This is a genomic window from Helicobacter pylori (assembly GCF_002832345.1).
GTDB classification, from domain to species: domain Bacteria; phylum Campylobacterota; class Campylobacteria; order Campylobacterales; family Helicobacteraceae; genus Helicobacter; species Helicobacter pylori_CP.
Genome location: NZ_PHLZ01000010.1, coordinates 18,394 through 43,944, shown reverse-complemented (window position 1 = coordinate 43,944; position 25,551 = coordinate 18,394). Strand labels below are relative to the sequence as shown.

General features: G+C 39.1%; 23 protein-coding genes and 1 pseudogene. 17 read left to right on the top strand and 7 right to left on the bottom strand.

The genetic code is table 11. The annotated features are described in order from the left end of the window. Positions 1-2 precede the first annotated feature (2 nt). Positions 3-1,274, bottom strand: a complete 1,272-nt coding sequence (locus CXY28_RS04190) for an apolipoprotein N-acyltransferase (RefSeq protein ID WP_100950564.1) — start codon at positions 1,272-1,274, stop codon at positions 3-5. Between the two features lie 230 nt (positions 1,275-1,504). On the opposite strand from CXY28_RS04190, the gene CXY28_RS04185 reads away from it, so the two are divergent. The 6 genes from CXY28_RS04185 (at position 1,505) to CXY28_RS04160 (ending at position 7,398) form a co-directional block, all read left to right on the top strand. Further along, entirely contained in the window at positions 1,505-2,206 is a 702-nt protein-coding gene (locus CXY28_RS04185; protein WP_198542605.1) for a CvpA family protein, read from the top strand. A gap of 9 nt (positions 2,207-2,215) precedes the next feature. Then, a complete protein-coding gene (gene lysS, locus CXY28_RS04180) occupies positions 2,216-3,721 on the top strand; it encodes a lysine--tRNA ligase (protein ID WP_100979575.1) in 1,506 nt (501 codons plus the stop codon). Next, complete coding sequence (locus CXY28_RS04175) at positions 3,721-4,971, top strand: serine hydroxymethyltransferase (RefSeq protein ID WP_100979574.1); 1,251 nt, start codon at positions 3,721-3,723, stop codon at positions 4,969-4,971. The genes lysS and CXY28_RS04175 overlap by 1 nt, the downstream gene beginning before the upstream one ends. A 10-nt stretch (positions 4,972-4,981) precedes the next feature. Next, positions 4,982-5,524: a DUF1882 domain-containing protein gene (locus CXY28_RS04170; RefSeq protein WP_000138102.1), complete on the top strand. Its 543-nt coding sequence runs from the start codon at positions 4,982-4,984 to the stop codon at positions 5,522-5,524. A 21-nt stretch (positions 5,525-5,545) separates the two neighbouring features. Beyond that, positions 5,546-6,349, top strand: a complete 804-nt coding sequence (locus tag CXY28_RS04165) for an SPOR domain-containing protein (RefSeq protein WP_100979572.1) — start codon at positions 5,546-5,548, stop codon at positions 6,347-6,349. A gap of 515 nt (positions 6,350-6,864) precedes the next feature. Next, positions 6,865-7,398, top strand: a complete 534-nt coding sequence (locus tag CXY28_RS04160; RefSeq protein WP_000890445.1) for a TIGR00645 family protein — start codon at positions 6,865-6,867, stop codon at positions 7,396-7,398. A 5-nt stretch (positions 7,399-7,403) separates the two neighbouring features. Here CXY28_RS04160 and clsC read toward each other — a convergent pair whose 3' ends face one another. Genes clsC through CXY28_RS04140 form a run of 4 tightly spaced genes read right to left on the bottom strand, consistent with a single transcriptional unit; the run spans position 7,404 to position 12,580 of the window. Further along, a complete protein-coding gene (gene clsC / locus CXY28_RS04155; RefSeq protein WP_100979570.1) occupies positions 7,404-8,912 on the bottom strand; it encodes a cardiolipin synthase ClsC in 1,509 nt (502 codons plus the stop codon). Positions 8,913-8,928: 16 nt separating this feature from the next. Continuing rightward, positions 8,929-9,666 carry a fumarate reductase iron-sulfur subunit gene (locus tag CXY28_RS04150; protein ID WP_001282403.1) on the bottom strand — a complete coding sequence of 246 codons (738 nt, stop codon included), beginning with the start codon at positions 9,664-9,666 and terminating at the stop codon, positions 8,929-8,931. After that, a complete protein-coding gene (locus tag CXY28_RS04145; protein WP_100979569.1) occupies positions 9,659-11,803 on the bottom strand; it encodes a fumarate reductase flavoprotein subunit in 2,145 nt (714 codons plus the stop codon). Before CXY28_RS04145 ends, CXY28_RS04150 begins: the two co-directional genes overlap by 8 nt. A 9-nt stretch (positions 11,804-11,812) precedes the next feature. After that, positions 11,813-12,580 (bottom strand): fumarate reductase cytochrome b subunit, encoded by a 768-nt coding sequence (locus CXY28_RS04140; protein WP_100979568.1) that lies wholly within the window; start codon positions 12,578-12,580, stop codon positions 11,813-11,815. Positions 12,581-12,792: 212 nt separating this feature from the next. On the opposite strand from CXY28_RS04140, the gene CXY28_RS04135 reads away from it, so the two are divergent. The 10 genes from CXY28_RS04135 to CXY28_RS04090 all read left to right on the top strand — a co-directional run bounded on the left by CXY28_RS04135 (position 12,793) and on the right by CXY28_RS04090 (position 20,033). Further along, entirely contained in the window at positions 12,793-13,497 is a 705-nt protein-coding gene (locus CXY28_RS04135) for a triose-phosphate isomerase (RefSeq protein WP_100979567.1), read from the top strand. A gap of 9 nt (positions 13,498-13,506) precedes the next feature. Next, complete coding sequence (gene fabI / locus CXY28_RS04130) at positions 13,507-14,340, top strand: enoyl-ACP reductase FabI (RefSeq protein ID WP_100979566.1); 834 nt, start codon at positions 13,507-13,509, stop codon at positions 14,338-14,340. Then, positions 14,340-15,350 (top strand): UDP-3-O-(3-hydroxymyristoyl)glucosamine N-acyltransferase, encoded by a 1,011-nt coding sequence (gene lpxD, locus CXY28_RS04125; RefSeq protein WP_100979565.1) that lies wholly within the window; start codon positions 14,340-14,342, stop codon positions 15,348-15,350. The genes fabI and lpxD overlap by 1 nt, the downstream gene beginning before the upstream one ends. Positions 15,351-15,414: 64 nt before the next feature. Beyond that, positions 15,415-16,572 (top strand): methionine adenosyltransferase, encoded by a 1,158-nt coding sequence (gene metK, locus CXY28_RS04120; RefSeq protein WP_000655164.1) that lies wholly within the window; start codon positions 15,415-15,417, stop codon positions 16,570-16,572. Positions 16,573-16,638: 66 nt separating this feature from the next. Beyond that, positions 16,639-17,052, top strand: a complete 414-nt coding sequence (gene ndk, locus CXY28_RS04115) for a nucleoside-diphosphate kinase (RefSeq protein WP_033590152.1) — start codon at positions 16,639-16,641, stop codon at positions 17,050-17,052. Positions 17,053-17,077: 25 nt separating this feature from the next. Beyond that, the gene (locus CXY28_RS04110) at positions 17,078-17,434 is read left to right on the top strand and encodes a DUF177 domain-containing protein (protein ID WP_100974433.1); all 357 of its coding nucleotides are present in this window, start codon (positions 17,078-17,080) and stop codon (positions 17,432-17,434) included. A 15-nt stretch (positions 17,435-17,449) separates the two neighbouring features. Further along, a complete protein-coding gene (gene rpmF / locus CXY28_RS04105; protein ID WP_000290431.1) occupies positions 17,450-17,596 on the top strand; it encodes a 50S ribosomal protein L32 in 147 nt (48 codons plus the stop codon). A 77-nt stretch (positions 17,597-17,673) separates the two neighbouring features. Beyond that, on the top strand, positions 17,674-18,693 hold the full coding sequence (plsX, locus tag CXY28_RS04100; protein WP_198542604.1) for a phosphate acyltransferase PlsX: 1,020 nt from the start codon (positions 17,674-17,676) through the stop codon (positions 18,691-18,693). Positions 18,694-18,717: 24 nt separating this feature from the next. Further along, positions 18,718-19,710, top strand: a complete 993-nt coding sequence (gene fabH / locus CXY28_RS04095; protein ID WP_000397784.1) for a ketoacyl-ACP synthase III — start codon at positions 18,718-18,720, stop codon at positions 19,708-19,710. Positions 19,711-19,730: 20 nt separating this feature from the next. Then, a complete protein-coding gene (locus CXY28_RS04090) occupies positions 19,731-20,033 on the top strand; it encodes a hypothetical protein (protein ID WP_047417055.1) in 303 nt (100 codons plus the stop codon). Between the two features lie 669 nt (positions 20,034-20,702). Here the strand turns inward: CXY28_RS04090 and CXY28_RS08750 are convergent. Beyond that, the gene (locus tag CXY28_RS08750; RefSeq protein WP_000473912.1) at positions 20,703-21,086 is read right to left on the bottom strand and encodes a hypothetical protein; all 384 of its coding nucleotides are present in this window, start codon (positions 21,084-21,086) and stop codon (positions 20,703-20,705) included. A 15-nt stretch (positions 21,087-21,101) separates the two neighbouring features. After that, a pseudogene (locus tag CXY28_RS04080) lies at positions 21,102-24,344 on the bottom strand (AAA family ATPase). Positions 24,345-24,371: 27 nt separating this feature from the next. On the opposite strand from CXY28_RS04080, the gene CXY28_RS04075 reads away from it, so the two are divergent. Beyond that, positions 24,372-25,547 (top strand): Mrp/NBP35 family ATP-binding protein, encoded by a 1,176-nt coding sequence (locus CXY28_RS04075; protein ID WP_100979563.1) that lies wholly within the window; start codon positions 24,372-24,374, stop codon positions 25,545-25,547. Positions 25,548-25,551: the final 4 nt, after the last annotated feature.

The following is a 25,551-nucleotide window of genomic DNA, read 5'->3' as shown; positions in this document are numbered from 1 at the left end:
GATCATTTCCTAAAAAGAATATCGCCTAATAAACTAGGGTTTAGAATGTAAGAAGTTGAAAAATTCGCGCTGTGCAAGATGGTTTTATCATAACGCCTTGCGTAGTATTTTAAAAGCGTTCTTTGTAAAGTGGGTTCAATGCTTGGGCTAAACCATGCGTTATTGCTCATCACGATAAAAATTTTTGAAGGGCTGTTTGAATAAGCGGCTTTGGAAGTGCCTTCATAGCAAATCAAGGGGCGAAAAGTAAAATCGTCTAATGTGAAATCGCTGAAATGGGGAGCGTTGCGGTATAAATAAGCGCTTTCGCCAAAAAAGAGCTTTTCAAGGGGTTTTTGAAGAAACTTGGGTAAAGGCATGGTCTCGCCAAAGGGGGCTAAGATCACTTTATCAGCGATCTGAACGCCCTCTTTAGAAAATAAAAACGAGCTGTTATAAAGGCTATAGCCTTGGGTGCGCAATGTCCCTATTAAAATAGCAATATTATCGCTTAAATCTTCTAGTTTAGCTTTAAAGGGGGAGTTTTCTAAAGCGATGGGGTAGGCGGTCTCTGGAAAAACAATCAAGGTTTTTTGCTTGCTTTGAGCGAGCTTGATTTCTTTAAGAATGTTGTTTTCAATATCGTTAAGATAATTTGAATCAAATTTCACATCTTGGGGCGTTTTTGTAGAGACTAATTCAATATTTCCAACCTTTTTTAAATCGCTTGTTTTAAAACCATTAAAATCCAACGCGCCAAGTAACAATAAAACCCCTATGATCCTATATTTTTTAAGATTTTGAGCACTCAAAAAAATGCAAGCCAAAAAAACAAGCCCCAGCGATAACTTATCCACTCTAAACACGCTATAAGAAAAAAAGCTATCCGGGACTAACCAATCAAATCCAAAAGGGTGGATAAAACTAGAGCCTAAAAAACTCAAAAGCCTAAAATAGGGGTTTTCAAAATAGAGCAACAAATAAAATAAAACCCCATAAACTAACGCTATTAAAATAATGATTAAGGGCAATAAATAAGTAAAATCCGAGTAGCGAAAGCTTAAAGCGCACCAATAAAACAATAACGCCCCAACAAAAAACCCCAAAGCAAAAGCGCTGTTTCTAGGGGTTTTTAAAAACGCTAGCATGCTTAAAGGGGCTAATAGGCTTGTGAGTATGATAGGAATGTAGGGGTTTTTAATCGCATAAGCGTCTAAAACAGCGTTCACATACACGCTTGAAACAAACATGCACGCTAATAAAAAAGCGTTTTGATTGAACAGAATAAGACGCATGGCTAAATTTTGAAACCTTGAGATTGTTTTAGTGTATTATAGCTATATTTTAATTTAAGAATTTTAGATTGATTTTTTTAAGGGTAGTTTTTTTTAAGTTGTGTTATTATTTTCAAATTTCAAGTGAGCGTGGATTGATAGCGTTAAAAAATCATGAGCGTTTTTTTGGGCGTTTTTGGGGTGCTCGCTATCTTTATGCGAGATATATGAGAGAAAGGTTTGGGTTTAGGGTGAATTATATTGATTTGGCGTTACTTGTGGTGGTGGTAGCCTTTGGGATTAGAGGATTTTATCATGGCTTTGTGAGTGAAGTGGCGGGGATTTTAGGGATTGTGCTTGGCGTGTATTTAGCGTCTCGCTATTCTGTGGCTGTTGGGAATTTATTTTCAGAGCATTTGTATGATTTAAGAAATGAAACCATGACGAATCTCATCGGTTTTTTATTGGTGTTAGCGTCTATTTGGGTGTTTTTTTTAGCTTTTGGAGTGTTGATAGGCAAGGTGTTAGTCTTTAGCGGGTTAGGCATTATAGACAAAGCGTTAGGGTTTATTTTTTCATGCTTGAAGACTTTTTTAGTGCTTTCTTTCATCCTTTATGCGCTCTCTAAAATGGAAGTGATGAAAGACGCTAACGCTTACTTGCAAGAAAAAAGCGCTTTTTTTTCTACCATGAAAAGCGTTGCCAGTAAGATCATGCACCTTGATGGCGTCAAACATGTGGAGCAAAACCTTAAAGACAACCTTGAAGAAATGAGCGATGAAGTCAAAAATAAAGAATCTTTTAATAAAAATAAACAATCTTTTAATAAAGCGATGGATAAGGGCGTGGAAGCTTTAAAAGAAAAGGCTAAAGATTTGCCTAAAAACATGCTAGATCCAAAGGCTAACCAAACCCCACCAAACCCCACCCCATCTAATAAAGAACCCCTATAAAGGCATAACATGTTTTCTAACCAATACATCCAACAACGCATTCATAAAGCCAATAGCTTGAGAGAAGAAGGGAAAAACCCTTATCAAAATGGCTTGAAACGAAGCCTCACCAACGCCGCTTTTTTAGAAAAATACGCTTATGTTAAGGGTTTAGAAGAGCCTAAAGACAAAGAAAAATGCGAGAGTGTTGTAGGGAGGGTCAAGCTTTTGCGCTTAATGGGTAAGGCATGTTTTATTAAAGTTGAAGATGAAAGCGCGATTTTGCAAGCTTATGTTTCGCAAAATGAATTGAATGATGAGTTTAAAAGCCTGAAAAAGCATTTAGAAGTGGGCGATATTGTGTTGGTGAAAGGTTTCCCTTTTGCTACCAAAACCGGTGAATTAAGCGTTCATGCCCTAGAATTTCATATTTTAAGCAAAACCATTGTGCCTTTACCTGAAAAGTTTCATGGATTAAGCGATATAGAATTGCGTTACCGCCAGCGCTACTTGGATTTAATCGTCAATCCTAGCGTTAAAGATGTGTTTAAAAAACGCAGTTTGATTGTTTCTAGCGTGCGGAAATTCTTTGAAATGGAAGGGTTTTTAGAAGTGGAAACCCCTATGATGCACCCCATTCCTGGCGGGGCGAACGCAAGGCCTTTTATCACTTATCATAACGCTTTAGAAGTTGAAAGGTATTTGAGAATCGCTCCAGAATTATACCTCAAACGCTTGATTGTAGGGGGGTTTGAAGCGGTGTTTGAAATCAATCGTAATTTCAGGAATGAGGGCATGGATCACAGCCATAACCCCGAATTCACGATGATTGAGTTTTATTGGGCGTATCACACTTATGAAGATTTGATTGAACTCAGTAAGAGACTGTTTGACTACTTGCTAAAGACTTTGAATTTGGATTCAAAAATTATCTATAACGATATGGAAGTGGATTTCAACCAAACGAGCGTGATTTCCTATTTGGACGCTTTAGAAATGATAGGGGGCATCAGTAAGGATATTTTAGAAAAAGAAGACAGGCTTTTGGCTTATTTGTTAGAGCAAGGCATCAAAGTAGAGCCCAATCTCACTTATGGTAAATTGCTCGCTGAAGCGTTTGATCATTTTGTAGAGCATAAGCTCATTAACCCCACTTTTGTAACCCAATACCCCATTGAGATTAGCCCCTTAGCCAGACGCAATGATAGTAACCCTAATATTGCTGACAGGTTTGAATTGTTCATTGCAGGAAAAGAAATCGCTAATGGCTTTAGCGAGTTGAACGATCCTTTAGATCAATTAGAGCGCTTTAAAAATCAAGTGGCTGAAAAAGAGAAAGGCGATGAAGAAGCCCAATACATGGATGAAGATTATGTGTGGGCATTAGCCCATGGAATGCCCCCCACTGCAGGGCAAGGCATAGGCATTGACCGATTAGTGATGCTACTCACTGGAGCTAAAAGCATTAAAGATGTGATTTTATTCCCAGCGATGCGTCCTGTTAAAAACGATTTTAATATTGAGAGTGGAGAATAATGGCGTATTTTTTAGAACAAACGGATAGTGAAATTTTTGAATTGATCTTTGAAGAATACAAGCGGCAAAATGAGCATTTAGAAATGATAGCGAGCGAAAATTACACTTTTCCTAGTGTTATGGAAGCTATGGGGAGCATTTTAACGAATAAATACGCTGAGGGCTATCCTAACAAGCGCTATTATGGAGGCTGTGAAGTGGTGGATAAAATAGAAAGCCTAGCCATAGAAAGGGCTAAAAAGCTTTTTAATTGCCAGTTCGCTAATGTGCAAGCGCATTCAGGCTCACAAGCTAATAACGCTGTCTATCACGCTCTTTTAAAACCTTATGACAAGATTTTAGGCATGGATTTAAGCTGTGGAGGGCATTTAACGCATGGCGCTAAAGTGAGTTTAACCGGCAAGCACTATCAGAGTTTTTCTTATGGCGTGAATTTGGATGGCTATATTGATTATGAAGAAGCGCTAAAAATCGCTCAAAGCGTTAAGCCAGAAATCATTGTGTGCGGGTTTTCAGCCTATCCAAGGGAGATTGATTTTAAGAAATTTAGAGAAATCGCTGATGAAGTGGGGGCGTTATTATTAGGCGATATAGCCCATGTGGCAGGGCTTGTGGTAACTAATGAGCATGCCCATCCTTTCCCGCATTGCCATGTGGTTTCAAGCACCACTCATAAGACCTTAAGAGGGCCTAGAGGGGGGCTTATTTTAACTAATGATGAAGAGATAGCGGCTAAGATTGATAAAGCGATTTTTCCAGGGACTCAAGGCGGGCCTTTGATGCATGCGATTGCTGCTAAAGCGGTGGGGTTTAAAGAGAATCTAAAACCAGAATTTAAAGCTTATGCAAAATTAGTGAAATCTAACATGCAAGTTTTGGCTAAAGTATTAAAAGAAAAAAACCATAAGTTAGTGAGCGGTGGCACTTCTAACCATTTGCTTTTAATGGATTTCTTGGATAAGCCTTATAGCGGGAAAGACGCTGATATTGCATTAGGGAATGCCGGAATCACCGTGAATAAAAACACCATTCCTGGCGAAACGCGCAGCCCTTTTGTAACGAGCGGGATAAGGATTGGCTCAGCGGCATTGAGTGCAAGGGGCATGGGAGCTAAAGAATTTGAAATCATAGGGAATAAAATATCAGATATTTTGAATGATATTAACAATGTTAGTTTGCAATTGCATGTGAAAGAAGAATTGAAGGCCATGGCTAATCAATTCCCTGTGTACCAACAACCTATTTTTTAAGGGAGTCAAGATGACAGAAATGGAATTAAAGCTCATTAAGATAGACACAAGCCATTATTTTGAAAAAAAACCAGGCTTGGGGGAGAGGGTGGATTATGCGGGGCGTTGCTACTATAATAAATTCCAAAGAGTGAATGCCATGCTCACAAGCTCGCTCATTCAAAAGCATTTGAAAAGGGAGATAGAAATCGCGCACAACCTCATCTTGCGTAACGATAAGGTGGAAAACATTGTGTTTGATTATAACGGGAGGAACCCGGAGCGTTTTTACCATAAGGCGCAGTTATTGCTTCGTGAGGAAGGTTTTATGAATTTTACCGCTTATAACACCAAAACGCCTGGGCATTTGCATTTGTATGTGCATAAGGGGCATACGGAATTAGGCGAGGGTGAAAGGCTAGTTAAAACTTTGTCTATGAAATTAGCGCAAGGGTTGCCTAAAGAATGGAAGGTATTCCCTAGCAATGAATGGCCTAAGGAATTTAATATTTTAGCCTTACCTTATGAAGTGTTTGCAAAAGAGCGAGGGAGCTCTTGGGCGAAGCATTTATAACCATTTTTGAAAGGATTTTTGATGTCAGAAAAAGAAAGACTGAATGAAGTGATCTTAGAAGAAGAAAATAATGGGGGTGGCACTAAAAAGGTGTTTTTGATCGTGGCTATAGCCATTATCATTTTAGCGGTGCTTTTAATGGTGTTTTGGAAAAGCACGAGAGTCGCTCCTAAAGAGACTTTTTTACAAATCGATAGTGGGATGCAAAAAATAGGCAACACTAAAGATGAGAAAAAAGACGATGAGTTTGAAAACTTGAATTTGGATCCTTCCAAGCAAGAAGACAAGTTAGACAAAGTGGCGGATAATGTTAAAAAACAAGAAAATGATGCGTTTAACATGCCCGTTCAAACCGATCAAACTCAAACGGAAATGAAAACAGCAGAAGAAACCAAAGAAGCTCAAAAAGAATTAAAAGTTGTTGAACACACTCCTATAATCGCTCAAAAAGAATTTCAAGCTGCGGCTAAAAAAGAAACCCCCAATAAAAAGCCCAAAGTAACCCCTAAAGATAAGGAAGCTCATAAAGATAAGCATGCGGCTAAAGAGCCAAAAGCTAAAAAAGAAGCTCATAAAGAAGTTCCTAAAAAAGCCAATTCTAAAACCACTCTTACTAAAGGGCATTATTTGCAAGTGGGGGTTTTTGCGCACACGCCCAATAAAGCCTTTTTGCAAGCGTTTAACCAATTCCCCCATAAGATTGAAGATAGGGGAGCGACGAAGCGCTATCTCATAGGCCCGTATAAGAGCAAGCAAGAAGCCTTGATGCATGCTGATGAAGTCAGCAAAAAGATGACTAAACCGGTTGTCATAGAGATTCGTTAAAGATTTTACAAACTTAAAAGAGTTTAGCGTTAGTCAAACGATAATTTCTTGCGATGCGCTCTTAGGGGTTAGAGGGATTTATGGGGGAGAGTTTGCAAGATACCCCTATTTTCTTAAGAGTTTTGTATAAAACTAAAATAAAGTAATCCCATTTAAAAAATAAAGAGCGTTATGAATTTAATGGATAGCAAAGAATATGACGGCTTTTTAACTAGCAAGCAAAATATAAGACAGCTAAAACAAAGTAATAGCATTTAGTAAAGTAGGGGTAAGAGGTAAAAAATGGAAAAACATGCGTTTTAGATAAAACATTCATACCCACTACTAGCAGTCAAGGAGAAGTAACAAACCCAGACCGCATGAAAGAATTGTGATACAAAAAAGATTAAAACAGCTTTTAAGACTATCAATCCATATGATTTTACCAAAAAGAAAGCATCAGTCATTTTAATAGGTTTTTTAAAATTAGCTATAATCAAGGGTTTAAAAATAATCCTTAAAAAAAGAGTTTGAACATGCTAGAAAAATTGATTGAAAGAGTGTTGTTTGCCACTCGTTGGTTGCTAGCCCCTTTATGCATTGCCATGTCGTTAGTGCTGGTGGTTTTAGGCTATGTGTTCATGAAAGAGTTGTGGCACATGCTCAGCCATTTAGACACCATTAGTGAAACGGATTTGGTTTTATCAGCCTTAGGTTTAGTGGATTTGTTGTTTATGGCCGGGCTTGTTTTAATGGTGCTGCTCGCCAGTTATGAAAGCTTTGTTTCCAAATTAGACAAGGTGGATGCCAGTGAAATCACCTGGCTAAAGCACACGGATTTTAACGCTTTAAAGTTAAAGGTTTCACTCTCCATTGTAGCCATTTCGGCGATCTTTTTGCTCAAACGCTACATGAGTTTAGAAGATGTTTTATCCAGTATTCCTAAGGACACGCCCTTATCGCATAACCCCATTTTTTGGCAAGTGGTGATCCATTTGGTGTTTGTGTGTTCAGCGCTTTTAGCCGCTGTTACCAATAACATCGCTTTTTCGCAAAATAAAGGGCATTAAAAGTTTTAAAGCTCTCTTTCAGGAAGGACTTTAGACCATTCTTTAATCAAACGCAAAAACAAGGAAGTGTCAGGCGAAGTTTTTTCATGGATTAAAATGCCTTCTTCCACCGCTTCCCAAATCACTCTATGCCGATACACCACCAAATGCCATGATTGTTGGGCATGATCTTTAAGCGACAAACGCACCCTTTTAGCAAAAGACGGGTTGTCAAACAAGACTGCGCTTTCAGTGTTGATGTATGCAGAGCGCGGATCAATATTAAAACTCCCTAGAAGCGTTAAATTGTCATCAAAAACAATCGTTTTGCCGTGCAAGGAATGTTTGGTGCTAAAGCGCCCTTTAATCTGGCGGTTGAAAAAATCGTTTCGTATTTCATAGACATTCGCGCCCATTCGCACTAATTGGTTGCGATACCTTTCCCATGCCCCATAGACCACTATCGCATCAGTAGATGAAAGGGAATTGGTAAGGATGTTCAATTCAATCCCCTTAGAAATTTGATTTTTAAAGATTTTCATCATCTTTTTGCCTGGAATAAAATACGATGAAGCGATAAAAACGGAGTCTTTAGCGTTTTTAAGGGCTTTCTCAAAAGCGATTTTGATAGGTGAATACAAGGGCGTATCAATTTTTTTGGGTGAATCGGCTAAAAAAATGGCATTCCCATAATAAATAGGGTATTGGTATTTTTGGAAACGATCTATAAAATCATTGACTTTTTTTTCAAACTGGTTTTTGTCTTCGGCGCTGATAGGGATTTTTTCATGGAGTTTAGCGATTTCTTTAGCGTTGTTTTTGAGTCTTTTATGGGTTCTTAGTAATGAAACAAGGATAGAGCGGTGGAACCTCCAATAGCGTTCAAAACTTTCTTTGGCCTTTGAAGCAACCCCCCCAAAAAACAAAGCGTCTAAATCTAAAAAATTCGTGTCTAAATCGTTATCAAAATAATTGTCCCCAATATTGCGCCCCCCTATAATGACAGCGAAATTATCCACGATGAAAAGCTTGTTGTGCATGCGTTTTTTAATGCGCTCATAATCCGCAAGCATTTCAAAATAACGCAAGCCTTTATTGCGGATATAGTAGGGGTTAAAAATTTTCACTTCAATGTTTTTATGGAAATTTAAGAGCATAATATCTGAAAAATCCGAATACACTCCGTTATCGTCTAAAAGGATGCGCACTTTTACCCCACGATCGGCCGCATTTAAAAGTTCTTTAGCGATCACTTGAGAGGAAAGATCGTTCTTATAGATATAAGTTTGCATGTCAATGCTTTTTTGGCTCATTCTGATAAGACCCACTCTATGCAACAGAGCGTCAAAGCCGTCTTCTAAAAGAATGGCCGCGCTATGGTTAGGGTTTTCTTTTAAATTTTTAGCGTATAAGCTCCCAATGGTGGTAGCGTAGGGATCATAAGAGATAGGGGGGCTTGAAATGGGAGTCTTATAGACTAGCCCAAAACACCCGTTAAAAAAAAAGACGCTTAAAAGGACTAAAAAGATTTTCAAAAACGACCCGAAGAAATTAGCGGCTTTTACCCACTTTCAACATCCTATTACGCAAAGTAGCGATACTGCTTTGCAAGGGTAATTCTTTAGGGCAAGTGTCATGGCAAGCGATCAGGCTCATGCACCCAAAAACACCATCATCATCGCCCACTAACTCATAAAAATCGTCATCGCTTCTTTCATCGTGGCTGTCAATCATAAAGCGCATGGCTCTGTTCATGCCAGCAGCTCCAATGAAATTAGGGCGCATGAGTTTAGTCCCGCAAGAAGCGATACAGCACCCACATTCAATGCACCTGTCTAGTTCAAAGACTTCTTGGGCTTCATCAGGCTCAATCCTTTTTTCTGGCTTAGTAATATCCACTTCTTCTTTAGAATGCGCCCAACTTTCCACCCTTTTAGTCATATCTAAAAACCAATCGCCCGTATTCACGCTCAAATCTTTAATGAGCGTAAAACTGGGCATGGGCATGAGCGTGATCACCCCGCTTTCAAAGCTAGAAGTTAGGGTTTTACAAGCCAATCTCGGTCTCCCATTAACCATCATCGCGCAAGAGCCGCAAATCCCAGCGCGGCACACAAAATCAAAGCTCAAATCCGGATCTTGATGCTCTCTAATGAGATTTAAAGCGATAAAGAGTGTCATGGATGGCGTTTCTTTCAATTGATACTCTTTAAAATGCGGCTTACTCACTGCGCTTTGAGGGTCAAATTTTAGCACTCTAATTACAATCGTTCGTTCATTATCACTCATGGTGTTCTCCTTTTAAATTAGCGTTGTGTTGGTCTAATAAATCATGGACATTGAAAGAATACAAATGTTCCCCCCTAGCCCTGACTTCCTCATCTTCTAAACGCATGTTCCTGGCTTTGTATTTTTCTTGCAATTCAAAAGGCATGAGCGCGTGTTGGACTTCTACCCTGTCTTTCCCAAGCTTTTCTAATTCCAAAATCGTTTTCAAAATCTCAGCGTCGCGCTCTTCTTTTTTGGGGTGGGGGATGAAATTGCCCTTTTTGCCATAGCCCCTAAAATCAGGGCTGATTTCCATTTTCATCACATCTAATTCTTCGTATTCAATCGTGGGCATGTCTTGCTCAGCGCTAGGCCAGCTCGCTAAAGTCCGATTAAGCCATTTTTCATCGTCTCTTTTAGGGTAGTCAATCCTTGTGTGAGCCCCTCTGCTTTCAGTGCGCAGTAACGCTCCTTGAGTGATGCAAAGCGCGAGTTTGAGCATTTTTTTGGTGCGGTAAGCGTCTTCTAATTCAGGGTTATTGTGCAAAACCTTGTTTTTCACGCAAATGTTTTTGGAGCGCGCATAAAGCTCTTGCAATTCTTTAAGGGCTTCTTCTAATTTTTTGCCTTCCCTAAAAACGCCCACTTTTTCATCCATGACTTCTTTCATGCGCTCTCTAATTTCATACACGTCTTCTTTGCCTTCATTATGCAATAAAAAATGCATATAATCCTGGCTTTCTTTAATGAAAGCTTCAACCTTTTGCGTGTTGATTTCAATTTGCGCTTCCAAACAATGCGACGCGAAATAATCCCCTATGATCATGCCAGCGACCACCGCTTCACTCACAGAATTTCCCCCTAAGCGGTTAAACCCATGCAAATCCCAGCATGCCGCTTCACCCGCGCAAAACAAGCCTTTTAAATGGGTTTCGCCTTTAGGGTTTGTCCTAACCCCACCCATAGAATAGTGTTGCATGGGTTTTATGGGGATCCAACCTTTTTGCTTAGCCATTGCTTGCCCGTATTCAGGCTCATTGGTGGGCGCTCCTTGCATGTTGTCTTTGGTTTGCTCTTCGCTATCAGCCGGATCAATGCCCGCAAAAGTCATGGCTATATCGCGCACATCCCTTAAGTTTTTTTCCACATGGTTACGCCCTAAAATAGCAATATCCAGCCACACATGATCCCCATAAGGCGATTTGGCTCCATAGCCTTTTTGGATATGCTCTAAAATCCGCCTTGAGACCACATCCCTACTCGCAAGCTCTTTTTTCTCCGGCTCATAAGCGGGCATGAAGCGTCTGCCAAACTTGTCTCTTAAAACGCCACCATCGCCCCTGCAACCTTCGGTCATTAAAATCCCGCTTGGCACTAAAGCGGTAGGGTGGAATTGCACCGCTTCCATGTTGCCTAATTTAGCCACGCCGGTTTCTAAAGCGCTCGCCGCCCCGGCTCCGTCGCAAATCACGGCGTTAGTGGTGTGTTTATACACGCGCCCATAACCTCCGGTAGCTAAAAGCGTGCCCTTAGAAACATACGCTGAAATTTCGCCTGTGATTAAATCCCTTACCACCGCTCCGTAGCATTTATTGTCATGATGAATGAAAGCGAGCATGTCCTTTCTGTCTTGAATATCCACTTTGTGGTGTAAGGCTTCATTAGCGACCGCATAAAGCATGGTATGCCCTGTAGCATCAGCCGTAAAACATGTGCGCCATTTTTTAGTGCCGCCAAAATCACGGCTTAAGATATAACCATGCCTGTCGTCTCTTTCGGTAATGATAACATGCTCACCATTGACGACCGCAGGCCTATCGCCCTTTTTAATCCTAGTCCAAGGCACCCCCCAACTGGCCAATTCCCTAATGGCTTTAGGGGCAGTGGTTACAAACATCCTAGCCACTTGCTGATCGCACCCCCAATCGCTCCCCTTAACCGTGTCTAAAAAGTGCAAATCTTCATTATCGCCCTCGCTTTTTTTAGCGTTCGCAAGGCTCGCTTGCATGCCCCCTTGAGCGGCCGCAGAATGCGAACGCCTGACAGGCACTAGGCTTAAAACGATGGTGTTTAAACCCTTTTGTTTGCATGCGATACTAGCCCTTAACCCGGCCAATCCGCCTCCAATAATCAACGCATCACAATATGTTATTTTCATTTTCTACCCTTATTCTTTGTGGAATTTCCCATCAGCTTCTATGGCTTCTTGCATGGTTTTAATGCCATTTTCCTTATTTTCTAAACCTTTTTTAATGTAAGCCTCATAGGTGCAAAGCCCTAAAACAATAAAAAACACGCTCATCGCCCATTTGACTTTTCTCAAGCCTTGAATGCTCGCATTCTTAAACCACCCCCATTTAATCGCTAGGCGATACAACCCAATAGAGCCATGCAATTCTACGGCAAACAATAAGAAAATATACAAAAGCCAAAAGTTTTGCGTGACAAAACGATAGCTTGAGCCATGAGGCCCAATACTTTCAGGCTCTGTGAGCATGACAAACAAGTGGATACTCGCTAAGAAAAACATCGCAAATCCGGTTAAGGCCTGGATAAACCACAAACTCGTATCGCCATGTTTCATCAAATGCTTGTGGGTTTTAAAAACCTTGTATTGCCGATAATTGATAGGGAATTTTCTCAACGCCAAGAAAGCATGCACGACTAGAATAAGAATCACCCCTGCTGCAACCACGCTCACAATAGCCGGCTCGCCCGCTTTTAAAAACAAGCTCCCTTCAAAAAATTTCGCCACTTTATACATGGCTTCATCGCTAATCAAGATGCTTGAGACCAAAAACATGTGCGCTATCATAAAGAGCGCTAAAATCAAGCCCGTAGCACTCTGTAAAAAATCCAGCTTAGCATAAATACCGCTCTTTTTAAGCCCTTTGCTAGCGCCATAATAACCCTCTATAATCTCTTCTTGTTGCATAAAAACTGCTCCTAAAAACTCAAAATTAACCTAAAATCGCTTGACGCAAAAACACTGCCTTAATTTTACTACATTTGAAATAATTTTTCTTATAAACAAAACCTGAATTGAGAAAAAATTCAATTCAAGGGGGCTATTGTTTAAAATTTACATTTTTTAAACGCTATTAGATATAATAAGGGATAGACCACCTATAAAATAAGGATCGTTCAATGACAAAAATTGCCATGGCTAATTTTAAATCCGCTATGCCTATTTTTAAAAGCCATGCGTATTTAAAAGAATTAGAAAAAACTTTAAAACCGCAGCATTTTGATAGGGTGTTTGTATTCCCTGATTTTTTGGGGTTATTGCCTAATTCGTTTTTGCATTTCACTTTAGGAGCTCAAAACGCTTACCCTAGAGATTGTGGGGCTTTTACCGGTGAAATCACTTCAAAGCATTTAGAAGAACTCAAAATCCACACGCTTTTAATAGGTCATAGCGAGAGGCGAACGCTTTTAAAGGAAAGCCCTAGTTTTTTGAAAGAAAAGTTTGATTTTTTTAAAGATAAAAATTTTAAAATTGTCTATTGCATTGGCGAAGATTTAACGACTAGAGAAAAGGGTTTTAGGGCTGTAAAGGAATTTTTAAGCGAGCAATTGGAAAATATTGATCTTAATTATTCCAATTTAATTGTGGCGTATGAGCCTATTTGGGCGATTGGCACAAAGAAGAGCGCTTCTTTAGAAGATATTTATCTCACGCATGGTTTTTTAAAGCAAATCTTAAATCAAAAAACGCCCTTGTTGTATGGGGGGAGCGTGAATGCGCAAAACGCTAAAGAAATTTTAGGGATTGATAGCGTGGATGGCTTATTGATCGGGAGCGCGTCTTTGGAATTAGAAAATTTTAAAACAATCATTTCATTTTTATAAAGGAAAATCATGGGATTTTTAAAAGGTAAAAAAGGACTTATTGTGGGGGTTGCGAATAATAAATCCATTGCTTATGGGATCGCTCAATCTTGCTTCAATCAAGGGGCTACTTTGGCTTTCACTTATTTGAATGAGAGCTTAGAAAAGCGCGTGAGGCCTATCGCGCAGGAATTGAATAGCCCCTATGTGTATGAATTGGATGTGAGTAAAGAGGAGCATTTCAAGTCGCTATACAATAGCGTTAAAAAGGATTTAGGCTCATTGGATTTTATCGTTCATAGCGTGGCCTTTGCCCCTAAAGAGGCTTTAGAAGGGAGCTTGTTAGAAACTTCTAAAAGCGCGTTTAACACCGCTATGGAAATTTCTGTTTATTCTTTAATAGAGCTGACAAACACTCTAAAACCTTTATTGAATAACGGAGCGTCTGTTTTGACTTTAAGCTATTTAGGCAGCACCAAATACATGGCACATTACAACGTGATGGGGTTGGCTAAAGCGGCCTTAGAGAGCGCGGTGCGTTATTTAGCGGTGGATTTAGGCAAACATAATATTAGAGTGAATGCCCTATCGGCTGGGCCTATCAGGACGCTCGCTTCTAGCGGGATCGCTGATTTTAGGATGATTTTAAAATGGAATGAAATCAACGCCCCTTTAAGAAAAAATGTGAGTTTAGAGGAAGTGGGCAATGCCGGGATGTATTTGCTTTCTAGCTTGTCTAGTGGCGTGAGTGGGGAAGTGCATTTTGTGGATGCTGGCTATCATGTCATGGGCATGGGGGCTGTGGAAGAAAAAGACAATAAAACTACGCTGTTGTGGGATTTGCAGAACAATAAGGGGTATTGATGAAATTAAGCGAATTGTTAAGCGCCTATTCTATTGAAACGGAATTTTCAAACGATTTTGAAGTGCATGCCTTAGCGGAATTGGATAAGGCCACGCCTAATGATATTAGCTATATTGACCAAGCGCGTTACCTTAAACTTTTAAAAGATTCAAAAGCCGGGGCGGTGTTTATCCGTAAAAAAGAATCTTCTAAAGTGCCAAAACGCATGCAAGCTTTAATCGTGGATAACCCGCATTTAGCCTTTGCCAAAGCTTCGCATGCCTTTAAAATCCCTTTTTTTAAAAACCCAGAAAGCGTTAGCGAGCCTAAACATTTTGAAAAAGTAACGATCATGCCTAATGTTGTGATTGGAGAGGGCGTAGAAATTGGCGAAAACTCTTTGATTCATCCGGGCGTGGTGATCGCTGATGGGGTCAAAATCGGTAAAAATTGTATCTTGTATCCTCGTGTCATTTTGTATCAAAACACGATTTTAGAAGACAATGTTATTATTCATGCAGGCAGTGTGATCGGAGGCGATGGCTTTGGTTATGCACACACCGCTTTAGGAGAGCATGTCAAAATTGAGCATGTGGGGATTGTTAGGATTCAAAAAAATGTAGAAATTGGAGCTAACACGGCGATTGATAGGGCGGTGTTTGGCGAGACTTTGATTAAAGAGGGCGTTAAGATTGATAACCTGGTTCAAATCGGGCATAATTGCGTTTTAGGCGAGCACAGCATTGTTGTTTCTCAAGTGGGCTTGAGCGGCTCTACAACCACAGGCCGTAATGTGGTTTTTGGCGGTCAAGTGGGCATTGGGGGGCATTTGCATGTGGGCGAATTCACTCAAATTGGGGGTAAAAGCGCGGTGGGTAAAGACTTGCCCCCTAACACTAATTTTGCCGGAGCGATCCCTGCTATGGAAATCCATGAATGGCACCATTTCTTGGCTCATTTACGGACGAATTTCAGGAAACAGCAAAAAACGAGTTTGTTGCAAAAAGCTAAAGGGTTTTTTAAGTCTTAAAGAATGAAATAAGCTATAATAAGCCCATTTTGAATACGAATGATTATTTTGATAAGGACAACCAATGAAAGATAGTTTTCTTTTCACTTCTGAATCAGTAACCGAGGGGCATCCTGATAAAATGGCTGATCAAATCAGCGATGCGGTTTTAGATTACATTATTGAACGCGATCAAAAAGCCAAAGTCGCATGCGAAACTTTAGTTTCTAACGGGTTTTGCATGATCACTGGCGAGTTAAAAACTTCTGTTTATGCCCCTATGCAAGAGATTGCAAGAGAAGTGGTTAAAAAGATTGGTTATACGGACGCTCTTTATGGCTTTGACTATAGAAGCGCGGCGGTTTTGAATGGCGTTGGCGAGCAAAGCCCTGATATTAATCAAGGCGTGGATAGAGAAGATGGCGAGATTGGGGCAGGGGATCAAGGGCTTATGTTTGGTTATGCGTGCAAGGAGACTGAAACGCTCATGCCCTTACCCATTCATTTAGCGCACCAGCTCACTTTCGCTTTGGCTCAAAAAAGAAAAGACAACACTCTGCCTTTTTTAAGGCCTGATGGCAAGTCTCAAGTGAGCGTGCGTTATGAAAACAACAAGCCTGTAAGCATTGATACGATTGTCATTTCCACCCAGCATTCCCCAGAAGTTTCGCAAAAACATTTAAAAGAAGCCGTGATTGAAGAGATCGTGTATAAGGTTTTACCCAAAGAATATTTGCATGATAATATCAAGTTTTTTGTCAATCCTACAGGAAAATTCGTTATCGGTGGACCGCAAGGCGATGCGGGTTTGACGGGCAGAAAAATCATCGTGGATACTTATGGGGGGAGTTGCCCGCATGGCGGGGGAGCGTTTAGCGGGAAAGACCCCAGTAAAGTGGATAGGAGCGCGGCTTATGCGGCCCGCTATGTGGCTAAAAATTTGGTAGCGAGTGGGGTTTGCGATAAAGCGACCGTGCAGCTTGCTTATGCGATTGGGGTGATAGAGCCAGTGTCTATCTATGTGAACACGCATAACACGAGCAAGTATTCAAGCGTGGAGTTGGAAAAATGCGTGAAATCGGTTTTCAAACTCACGCCAAAAGGCATTATTGAAAGCCTGGATTTGTTAAGACCCATTTATTCGCTCACTTCAGCTTATGGGCATTTTGGGCGCGAATTAGAGGAATTCACTTGGGAAAAAACCAACAAAGCCGAAGAGATTAAAGCGTTCTTTAAGCGTTAAAAAAATGTTTTAAGGGTAATATTTTAAAAAATTTTTGTATAATCAACAATTCACAAGGAGTTTAAATTGAAACAAAGAACGCTGTCTATTATTAAGCCTGATGCACTTAAGAAAAAAGTGGTAGGCAAAATCATTGATCGCTTTGAGAGTAATGGCTTGGAAGTCATTGCTATGAAACGCTTGCATTTGAGCGTTAAAGACGCTGAAAATTTTTATGCGATCCACAGAGAGAGACCCTTTTTTAAAGATTTAATAGAATTTATGGTCAGTGGTCCGGTGGTGGTTATGGTTTTAGAGGGCGAAGATGCGGTGGCTAAAAACAGAGATCTTATGGGAGCGACTGATCCCAAACTCGCCCAAAAAGGCACTATCAGAGCGGATTTTGCTGAAAGCATTGACGCTAATGCGGTGCATGGGAGCGATAGCTTGGAAAACGCGTGCAATGAAATCGCTTTCTTTTTTGCCGCCAGAGATCTTTAAGATTTAAGGGCGTTTTAAGTTAAGCATGCAATTTGAAATGCGTAAAATCGCTTTTAGTGCGCCTAAAGCGTTTTCTTTAGAGCATGAGGGAGTGGTTTTAGAGGGCGAAGTTGTGCGAGTGGGGGCGAAATTGTTTCGTTTGGAAGCGCACCTTAAGGGTGAATTGATGCTTATTTGCGATACAAGCGGTAAAGAGTTTAAAAAGAGCCTTGATGAGTCGTTGGTTTTGCATATTTCAGACGGGTTGTGGGATACGCAAAGCCAAAGTTTGGATTTTGATAATTTAGATGTTATTGAATCTTTCAATGGTTTTATCGATTTGAGCGAAATTTTACGCTCTGAAGTGGAGTCTATTAGATTAGACTACCATTATGCAGATTGAAATGAAGGAGAATTTATGGCAGTACCTGATAGAAGAGTGAGTAAGACAAGAGCGGCAAAAAGGCGCACGCATTATAGCGTTAAGTTGGCTAAACCTGTGAAAGCCAAAGATGGCACTTGGAAGCTTCCCCATCATATTAACAAATTTACTAAAGAATACTAATATAAAAGCTATCTTTAGTGATAGAAAGTATTTTAAAGAATTGCAACGGATTGCAACAAGCCTTTTAAGGACGCATGATGAAAATTGTAATAGACTTAATGGGGGCTGACCATGGGGTTTTACCCATTATTGAGGGAGTCTCAAGGGCTTTAGAGAATAAGAGTTTTAGTGCAGTTTTAGTGGGGGATAAAGACAAAGCGACCCCTTTTATTTCTAAAGAGTTAGCCAGCAAAGTGGAAATGATCCACACGCAAGATTATATTAAAATGGAAGAAGCCGCCACTGAGGCGATTAAGCGTAAGGAATCTTCCATTTACTTGGGTATGGATATTCTAAAAAATGGGGCTGACGCTTTGATTTCAGCGGGGCATAGTGGAGCGACTATGGGTTTAGCCACCTTGCGTTTAGGACGCATCAAGGGGGTTGAAAGGCCTGCTATTTGCACTTTGATGCCTAGCGTTGGCAAACGCCCTAGCGTGCTATTAGACGCAGGAGCGAACACCGATTGCAAGCCTGAATATTTGATTGATTTTGCTCTTATGGGGTATGAATACGCTAAAAGCGTGTTGCATTATGATAGCCCTAAGGTGGGTCTTTTGAGTAATGGCGAAGAAGATATTAAAGGGAACATGCTCGTTAAAGAAACGCATAAAATGCTGAAAGCTTATGACTTCTTTTATGGCAATGTGGAGGGGAGCGATATTTTCAAAGGGGTTGTGGATGTGGTGGTTTGCGATGGCTTTATGGGGAATGTGGTCTTAAAGACAACAGAAGGGGTCGCTAGCGCGATAGGCTCTATTTTTAAAGATGAAATTAAAAGCTCTTTTAAATCTAAAATGGGGGCTTTGATGCTTAAGAATGCGTTTGATATTTTAAAACAAAAAACCGATTACGCTGAATATGGGGGAGCACCGCTTTTGGGCGTGAATAAAAGCGTGATTATCAGCCATGGCAAGAGCAACGCTAGAGCGATTGAATGTGCGATTTATCAGGCTATTAGCGCTGTTGAAAGTCAGGTTTGTTTGAGGATTACTCAAGCGTTTGAGAGCTTGAAGCCTAGCGTTTTTGCGCATCAAAGTGATCAGCAAGACGCTTAAAGATGACTATGTTAAGGGGATTGAATGGAATTTTACGCCTCTCTTAAATCCATTGCGATGCATGTTCCAAGCGAGCGTGTGAAAAATGCAGAGTTCCAGCAATTTTTGGATACCAGCGATGAATGGATAGAAAAAAGGACCGGTATCAAAGAACGCCGTTTCGCTAACGATGAAGAAAAAAGCAGCGATTTAGGGGTAATAGCGGCTAAACAAGCTATAGAGAGAGCGCATTTAACCCCAAAAGACATTGATTTGGTGGTTGTAGCGACTTTAAGCCCTGATTTTTTGGCCATGCCTTCAACCGCTTGTGTGTTGAGCGCGAAATTAGGCATTGAAAACAAGCCGGCGTTTGATATTTCAGCCGCTTGCACGGGTTTTATTTATTTATTATCGGTGGCTAAGGCTTATGTTGAGAGCGGGATGTATGAAAATGTGCTGATTGTGGGGGCAGAAAAAACGAGCAGCGTGTTGGATTTTAAAGATAGGGGGACTTGTATTTTATTTGGCGATGGGGCTGGGGCGTGCGTGATAGGCAGAACCAAGCGTTTAAAAGAAAGCATTTTAGACGTGCAGATTTCAGCGAACGGGAATTTTTCTAATTATCTTTATACGCCAAGGACTCTAAAACCCACGCCCTTTAACGCTAAAGAAGAAGCTTTAGAGCCTTTTTTGTGCATGAAAGGCAATGAAGTGTTTAAACTAGCGGTAAAAACGCTTTTAAAAGATGTGGAAATGATCTTAGAAAAAAACGCTCTCAAACCTGAAGATGTGCGTCTGTTTATCCCGCATCAAGCTAATTTTAGGATCATTCAAGCGGTGCGAGAGCATTTGGATTTTAAAGATGAGCAAGTGGTTTTAACCGTGCATAAATACGGCAACACTTCAGCAGCCAGTATCCCTATGGCTATGGGTGAAGCTTATGAAGAGGGGCGTTTGAAAAAGGGCGATTTAATGCTTCTAGACGCTTTTGGTGGGGGATTGACTTGGGGTTCAGCGTTGGTGTATTTTGGCGGATAAAAAGGATTGAAGGAGTATTGATGAAAAAGGTGATTTTTTTATTTTTAGTGGTGTTGGGGGGGTTAAAGTCGCAAAGCAGTTATTGCAGCGATTTTTGCGAAGGCACTCCAGAGAGTCGTATCCCTCCTATGGGGTTTCATTTCAGTTTTGTGCATTCAGTGAAATATTACTTGCAAGATCCGCAAGAGCGCGATCACAAGCTTAAAAAATGCCATCAAGCCTTTGATTCGACGCTTAAGGTTAATTTTATCACGAAGTCTTTTAAAAAGGATTGCAAGCATGCGCAAATGGCTTTAGAGCAAGCTCAAAAAGGAACTCCATAAAAGGGGTTTCTTTAGGGATTTTATTTCTTATAGCAGAAATTATTTTTAAAGTAAAAGACAGATAAGGATTAGGGGCTAGTAGTTATTTTAATACCTATTGTTATTATTGGGTTAGTATTAACAGCTATTAGAGCTACTATAATGGCATTTAGAGACGATACTGATGACGATGAAGTTGAGAGTGATGGGTTTTTTAGTAGAATATAATTCGTTGAATATCTCGGCTCTATTCTAGTTACTATAATAATGTTTTTTCCTTATATAATTGGTCCAACTATTGTCATAATATTACTATTATTATAATTAGTTATATCTATGATTTTATTATTTTTTATTTTTCTGAACCCAATTCTTCCAATGAATAGTAGCGTCTCAACCAAAAACTCAACCAACAACCAATTGAGAGCCAAGCATATAGAAATTAATATTTTTTGGTCTGTTTCTTTAAAAAAGGGGGCTTTGGTTGCTTTGTTTTATGGCAAACTCTTAAGGGGATAGGGGGATATTTTGCGCTTTAATATCCCTTTAACCCCTAACTAAATCCCTCCTAACCCCCTAAGACCGCATTACAAGAAGTTACCGCTTGCTAAACAAACTTTTTGATATTAAAAAAGTTTTTAGCATTTTTAAATTTTATCCCCAACACCCCATTAGAACAAAAACCAAATTTTATTTGGAAAATTTATGGTAATACTCGCCCTTGTCCGTGATGATTTTAACTTCTAACAATTGGTTAGGCTTGCAATCTAGGCGGTAAAATATCTGTTGCGAGTATTTTAATTCATGATCAAAGAGTTTTTCTTTTTTAAACTTATCGCCCAATTTGGGTTCCACTTTTTTAGTCGCTTCGCATGAATTTCCCCTATTGACAATAAGATTTTTAATCACCACCGGCTCATCGTTCATGGAAGTGATGCTTAAAAGACTAGAATCCGTCATCTTCCCCATGAGTTTCCCCCCAGTCGCACGGTAATCCAGCTTGAAATCCAAATCCTTTGCCCCCACACAAACACCGCTTATCATTAGCAAGCTCAAACACATTTTTTTAAACATCAAAATCCTTTCACTTTATAACATTTGTGGGGTATTATAATCAAATTTGATATACCCTTTTTTAATCGTTAGGTTATTGCACTCTTTTTTTATCCACTCAAACAATTTTAGAAAATTCTTTTTTGTTTCTTCGCTCATTACATCGTCTTTTTCGCCATACAAAAGCCTTGTTTTGAACGCCATGGCCAATTCCATTTGCTTATTTTTAGCGTATTTTTTTCTATCGTTTGCGCTGGAACAATCTTCAATTTGTTTGAAACACCTGTCGCAGTCTGAGAGTTGTAAGATGGTGATGGGATCATGCATTTCTTCATTAGCGTTTTTAAATTCTTCGCTTTTTGCTCTTTGTGGGTCAGAGCCATCTTTTCTGTCATCATCTGTCAAAACAATGGGGTTATTGTCCAATTCGCAGAGTTTTTGAATGGTTTCTTTCATCTCGTTTGGATTGTTTTTAAGCCCTGAAATGGGTAAGAAAGTGAAAGGAATGGGGTTGTCTTTGTATTCTCGCTCATTGAAATACAATTTAAAAGCGCTCAAATAACAATAATCCGTGATGCCTTCTACAAAAATGATTCGGTGTTTTTGGGGGTTGTGGAAAACATGCTGACCCACCCCTAAAGAGCGTTTGATTTTATCAAGAGCGTCGGAGTCTTTGCTTGCATTATTTAGAGGATAGTTAAAGTGATTCTTAATCACAGAGCCTTCTATTTCCTTTTCCACAATCCTTATTTCATCTAAATGATCCGTATCTACTAAAAAGGGGTCATGGGTGGCTAAAACAAAAGTGACATGATTTTTATGAGCGTATTCTTTTAAAAATCTCCTGAATTCCTTTCTGGCTGGCACGCTCAAATGAGTGGCTGGCTCGTCCATGACATAGATGATATTCTTGTTAAGGCTAAAATGTGATCCCACATTATAAAGAAAACCAAACATGAAATTAAATGCCCATTGGAAGCCGGTGCTTTGTTGGCTTAAGATGATTGGCTCATTTTGATTATCAGATTTTCTGCAATCATGAATTTCAAGTTTTATTTCATATGCCGTAGATTTCTTTGAATAATCATAAAATTTATTGTTGTGTCGGACATGAATTTTTAATTGGTAACTATCTTGAGGGCTATCTTCAGCGATCGCTAAAAGCTCATTAAATTCTTTTGCGATTGAAGAATCTATTTTTAATTGCATGTTGTATTCCAAGATTTCTGCAAGATTTTCTAATATTTCTGTAAAATTTACCTTAAATAAAAGAGAGCTTTTATCATTAAAAAATTCAAGTTGACATACATTATTTTTGTATTTGCGTTTTACTTCAATTGGAAAAAGATGTTTTGATTGTCTGATCTCTTTTAGTGATTCTTGGTCTATTTCTTGCAAGTATTTTTTAGGGATATTGAACAATTTATTATAAATAGAATAAATTTCTAAATCATTATTTTTATCAAACATTATTTGTAACGCTTGCTCATATTTTAAATTTTTTTGATCAAAATTTTTATAATTCAAAATGTTCCCAAAAGTATTCCAAATTGTATTGGGGTGAAAGTCCATTTTCCTAAACAATGAATTTCTAAAGAACCAATCCGATTGGTCAAATTCAGAAGGGGAAGAATAACCAAAGAGAGTGAATAATGCAGTCTTAAGGTCATTATCTGTGATTTTTGGCTCTTTGTATTCTTTCATGGTTGGCACGAATTTTTCAAATTGATGAGATGAACCATTATTTAGATGAAAGTTAAACGCTGTATAAGGGTTACACTCTCGGCAATATTCTGCGAACTCAGAATAGTTTCTGCTTTGTTTGAATTTTTTCTTATTTATTTCAAATTTGTCCTTGATTTCATCAATATTTTTAGGGAATAAAGGAGTGCCACTTTCATTGTCTAAAGTTTTTATGGATTCCCACAGAGATATTCTTGCTGATTTCAAAAGATCATCGTATTGGTATCGCCTAATTTTTGAATTTGATAACAATTCCATTTTTTCCAAATAAAACTGACACATCATGGATTTAATATCTTTAGACGCATCATTAACGGCATGACTTTCTATATAATTTTTGCATATTTGTTGGATATTTTTGAGTAGATCATTAATCTTATACTCCGGCTCTTCTTCGCTATTGCATTCATTTTTGCAGTGATTTTCAATTTCTCGGATCAGCGACTCTTTGTTTCGCTCAAAATCCTCTCTTGTTTTTTCAAGGTTTTTTAAAGAATTTTTAATTTTCTTTTTAAGGTTGCCTATATTTAATCGGAATGTTCTAAATTGCTGTTTAAATTTTTCATTGATGGGGTATTTTTCATCTATTTTTTCAATCATCTCTTTGACAAACTCTGATAATTTTTCTTGAGATTGTTCATTTAATAGAGCTTCAGTTTTTGGTGTGAATTTTGTAAAGTCAGTAGTCTTAAAAATTTTATCTAATTCCTCTAGCTTTTTTAAGATATATTCCACATCTTTTGGTTTGATTTCTTTTTCACTAAGTTTTTTAAAACAAGAATAAATTTTTTCTAATTGGTTTTGTTTGTGTTTCCCCATGATAAAAAATTCATCTGAGTTGTATTTTTTATTAGGCGTATTGCGCTTTATGATTTCTTTGACGCACTGACAAAAAGTTTTAATCCCTTCGCTATTACTGCTTACATGTTTGATTAATTCTTTGAAAAGCAGATTGTTGGTTGCATCGGCATATTTGGTTACAAGCTCGCTCAATTTTAATTTTTCTTTGTAAAAATGTAAAAATGATTCTAATGAATTGTAAGAAGTTATAAGATTTATAAAATTACTCACAAAAGTGCAAATATTTGAATAGTCGTTATTGTTAATGGGAATAGAAACGAAGTTACTGCATTGTTCCCCTAAAGCTTCTACATGTTTTTCAAAAGGGTAGCTGATTAATATTTTTGATAATTCTTTTAATTCTTCGCTAACTCCTTTAGTTTGGATCTTCAAATCCACGCAAGAAAAACCTGTGATTTTGTGATCAAGGATTGTTTCTTCATTCTAGGCTCAAAACGGCGTCTTCAGATTCATGGGTTTTGAAATAATCTTCTTCATTACAAAGTTTGACATCCGCATCATTAAAGATTGTCAAAGCTTCTAAAACATTGCTTTTACCGACATTATTTTCCCCTACTAAAACCACCAACCCCCATGTTTTTCATCAAAACTTGAATTTAAAAGCAATTCTGTGGGCGATTTTCTACCCAAATTCCTAAAATGGTGCAATTTCAAAACACGCTTATGAAGTTTCATGTCTTACCCTTTCAAAACGCAAACTGAATTTATAATGCAAAATTAAACAAAACATGCTATAAAGAAAATTCAAATACTATCATTTTAAGGATTAAAATGCTCACCCAAGAAGATGTCTTAAACGCGTTAAAAGCGATCATTTACCCTAATTTTGAAAAGGATATTGTCAGCTTTGGTTTTGTTAAAAACATCACCTTGCATGACAACCAATTAGGGCTTTTAATAGAAATCCCCTCAAGCTCTGAAGAAACGAGTGCGATTTTAAGGGAAAATATCTCCAAAGCGATGCAAGAAAAAGGCGTGAAAGCTTTGAATTTGGATATTAAAACCCCGCCTAAACCGCAAGCCCCAAAGCCCACCACTAAAAATCTGGCTAAAAACATCAAGCATGTGGTCATGATAAGCTCAGGCAAGGGCGGTGTGGGTAAAAGCACCACCAGCGTGAATTTAAGCATCGCTTTAGCGAATTTAAACCAAAAAGTGGGGTTGTTGGACGCTGATGTGTATGGCCCTAATATCCCTAGAATGATGGGCTTGCAAAACGCTGATGTGATCATGGATCCTAGCGGTAAAAAACTCATTCCTTTAAAAGCTTTTGGCGTTTCTGTGATGAGCATGGGGCTTTTGTATGATGAAGGGCAGAGTCTCATTTGGAGAGGACCCATGCTTATGCGAGCGATTGAGCAGATGCTAAGCGATATTATTTGGGGGGATTTAGATGTGCTGGTGGTGGATATGCCCCCAGGGACAGGCGATGCGCAGCTCACGCTAGCCCAAGTCGTGCCTTTGAGCGCAGGAATCACCGTTACGACGCCTCAAATAGTGAGTTTAGATGACGCTAAACGGAGTTTGGACATGTTTAAGAAATTACACATTCCTATTGCAGGGATTGTGGAAAATATGGGGAGTTTTGTGTGTGAGCATTGCAAGAAAGAGAGTGAGATTTTTGGCTCAAACTCCATGAGTGGATTATTAGAGGCTTATCACACGCAGATTTTAGCCAAGCTCCCTTTAGAGCCTAAAGTGCGTTTAGGGGGGGATAAGGGCGAACCGATTGTGATTTCTCACCCTGATAGCGTGAGCGCTAAGATCTTTGAAAAAATGGCACAAGATTTGAGTGCTTTTTTAGACAAAGTGGAAAAGGAAAAATTAGCCGATAATAAGGACATTCAGCCCACACAAACGCATGCTTGCTCGCATTAGTTTA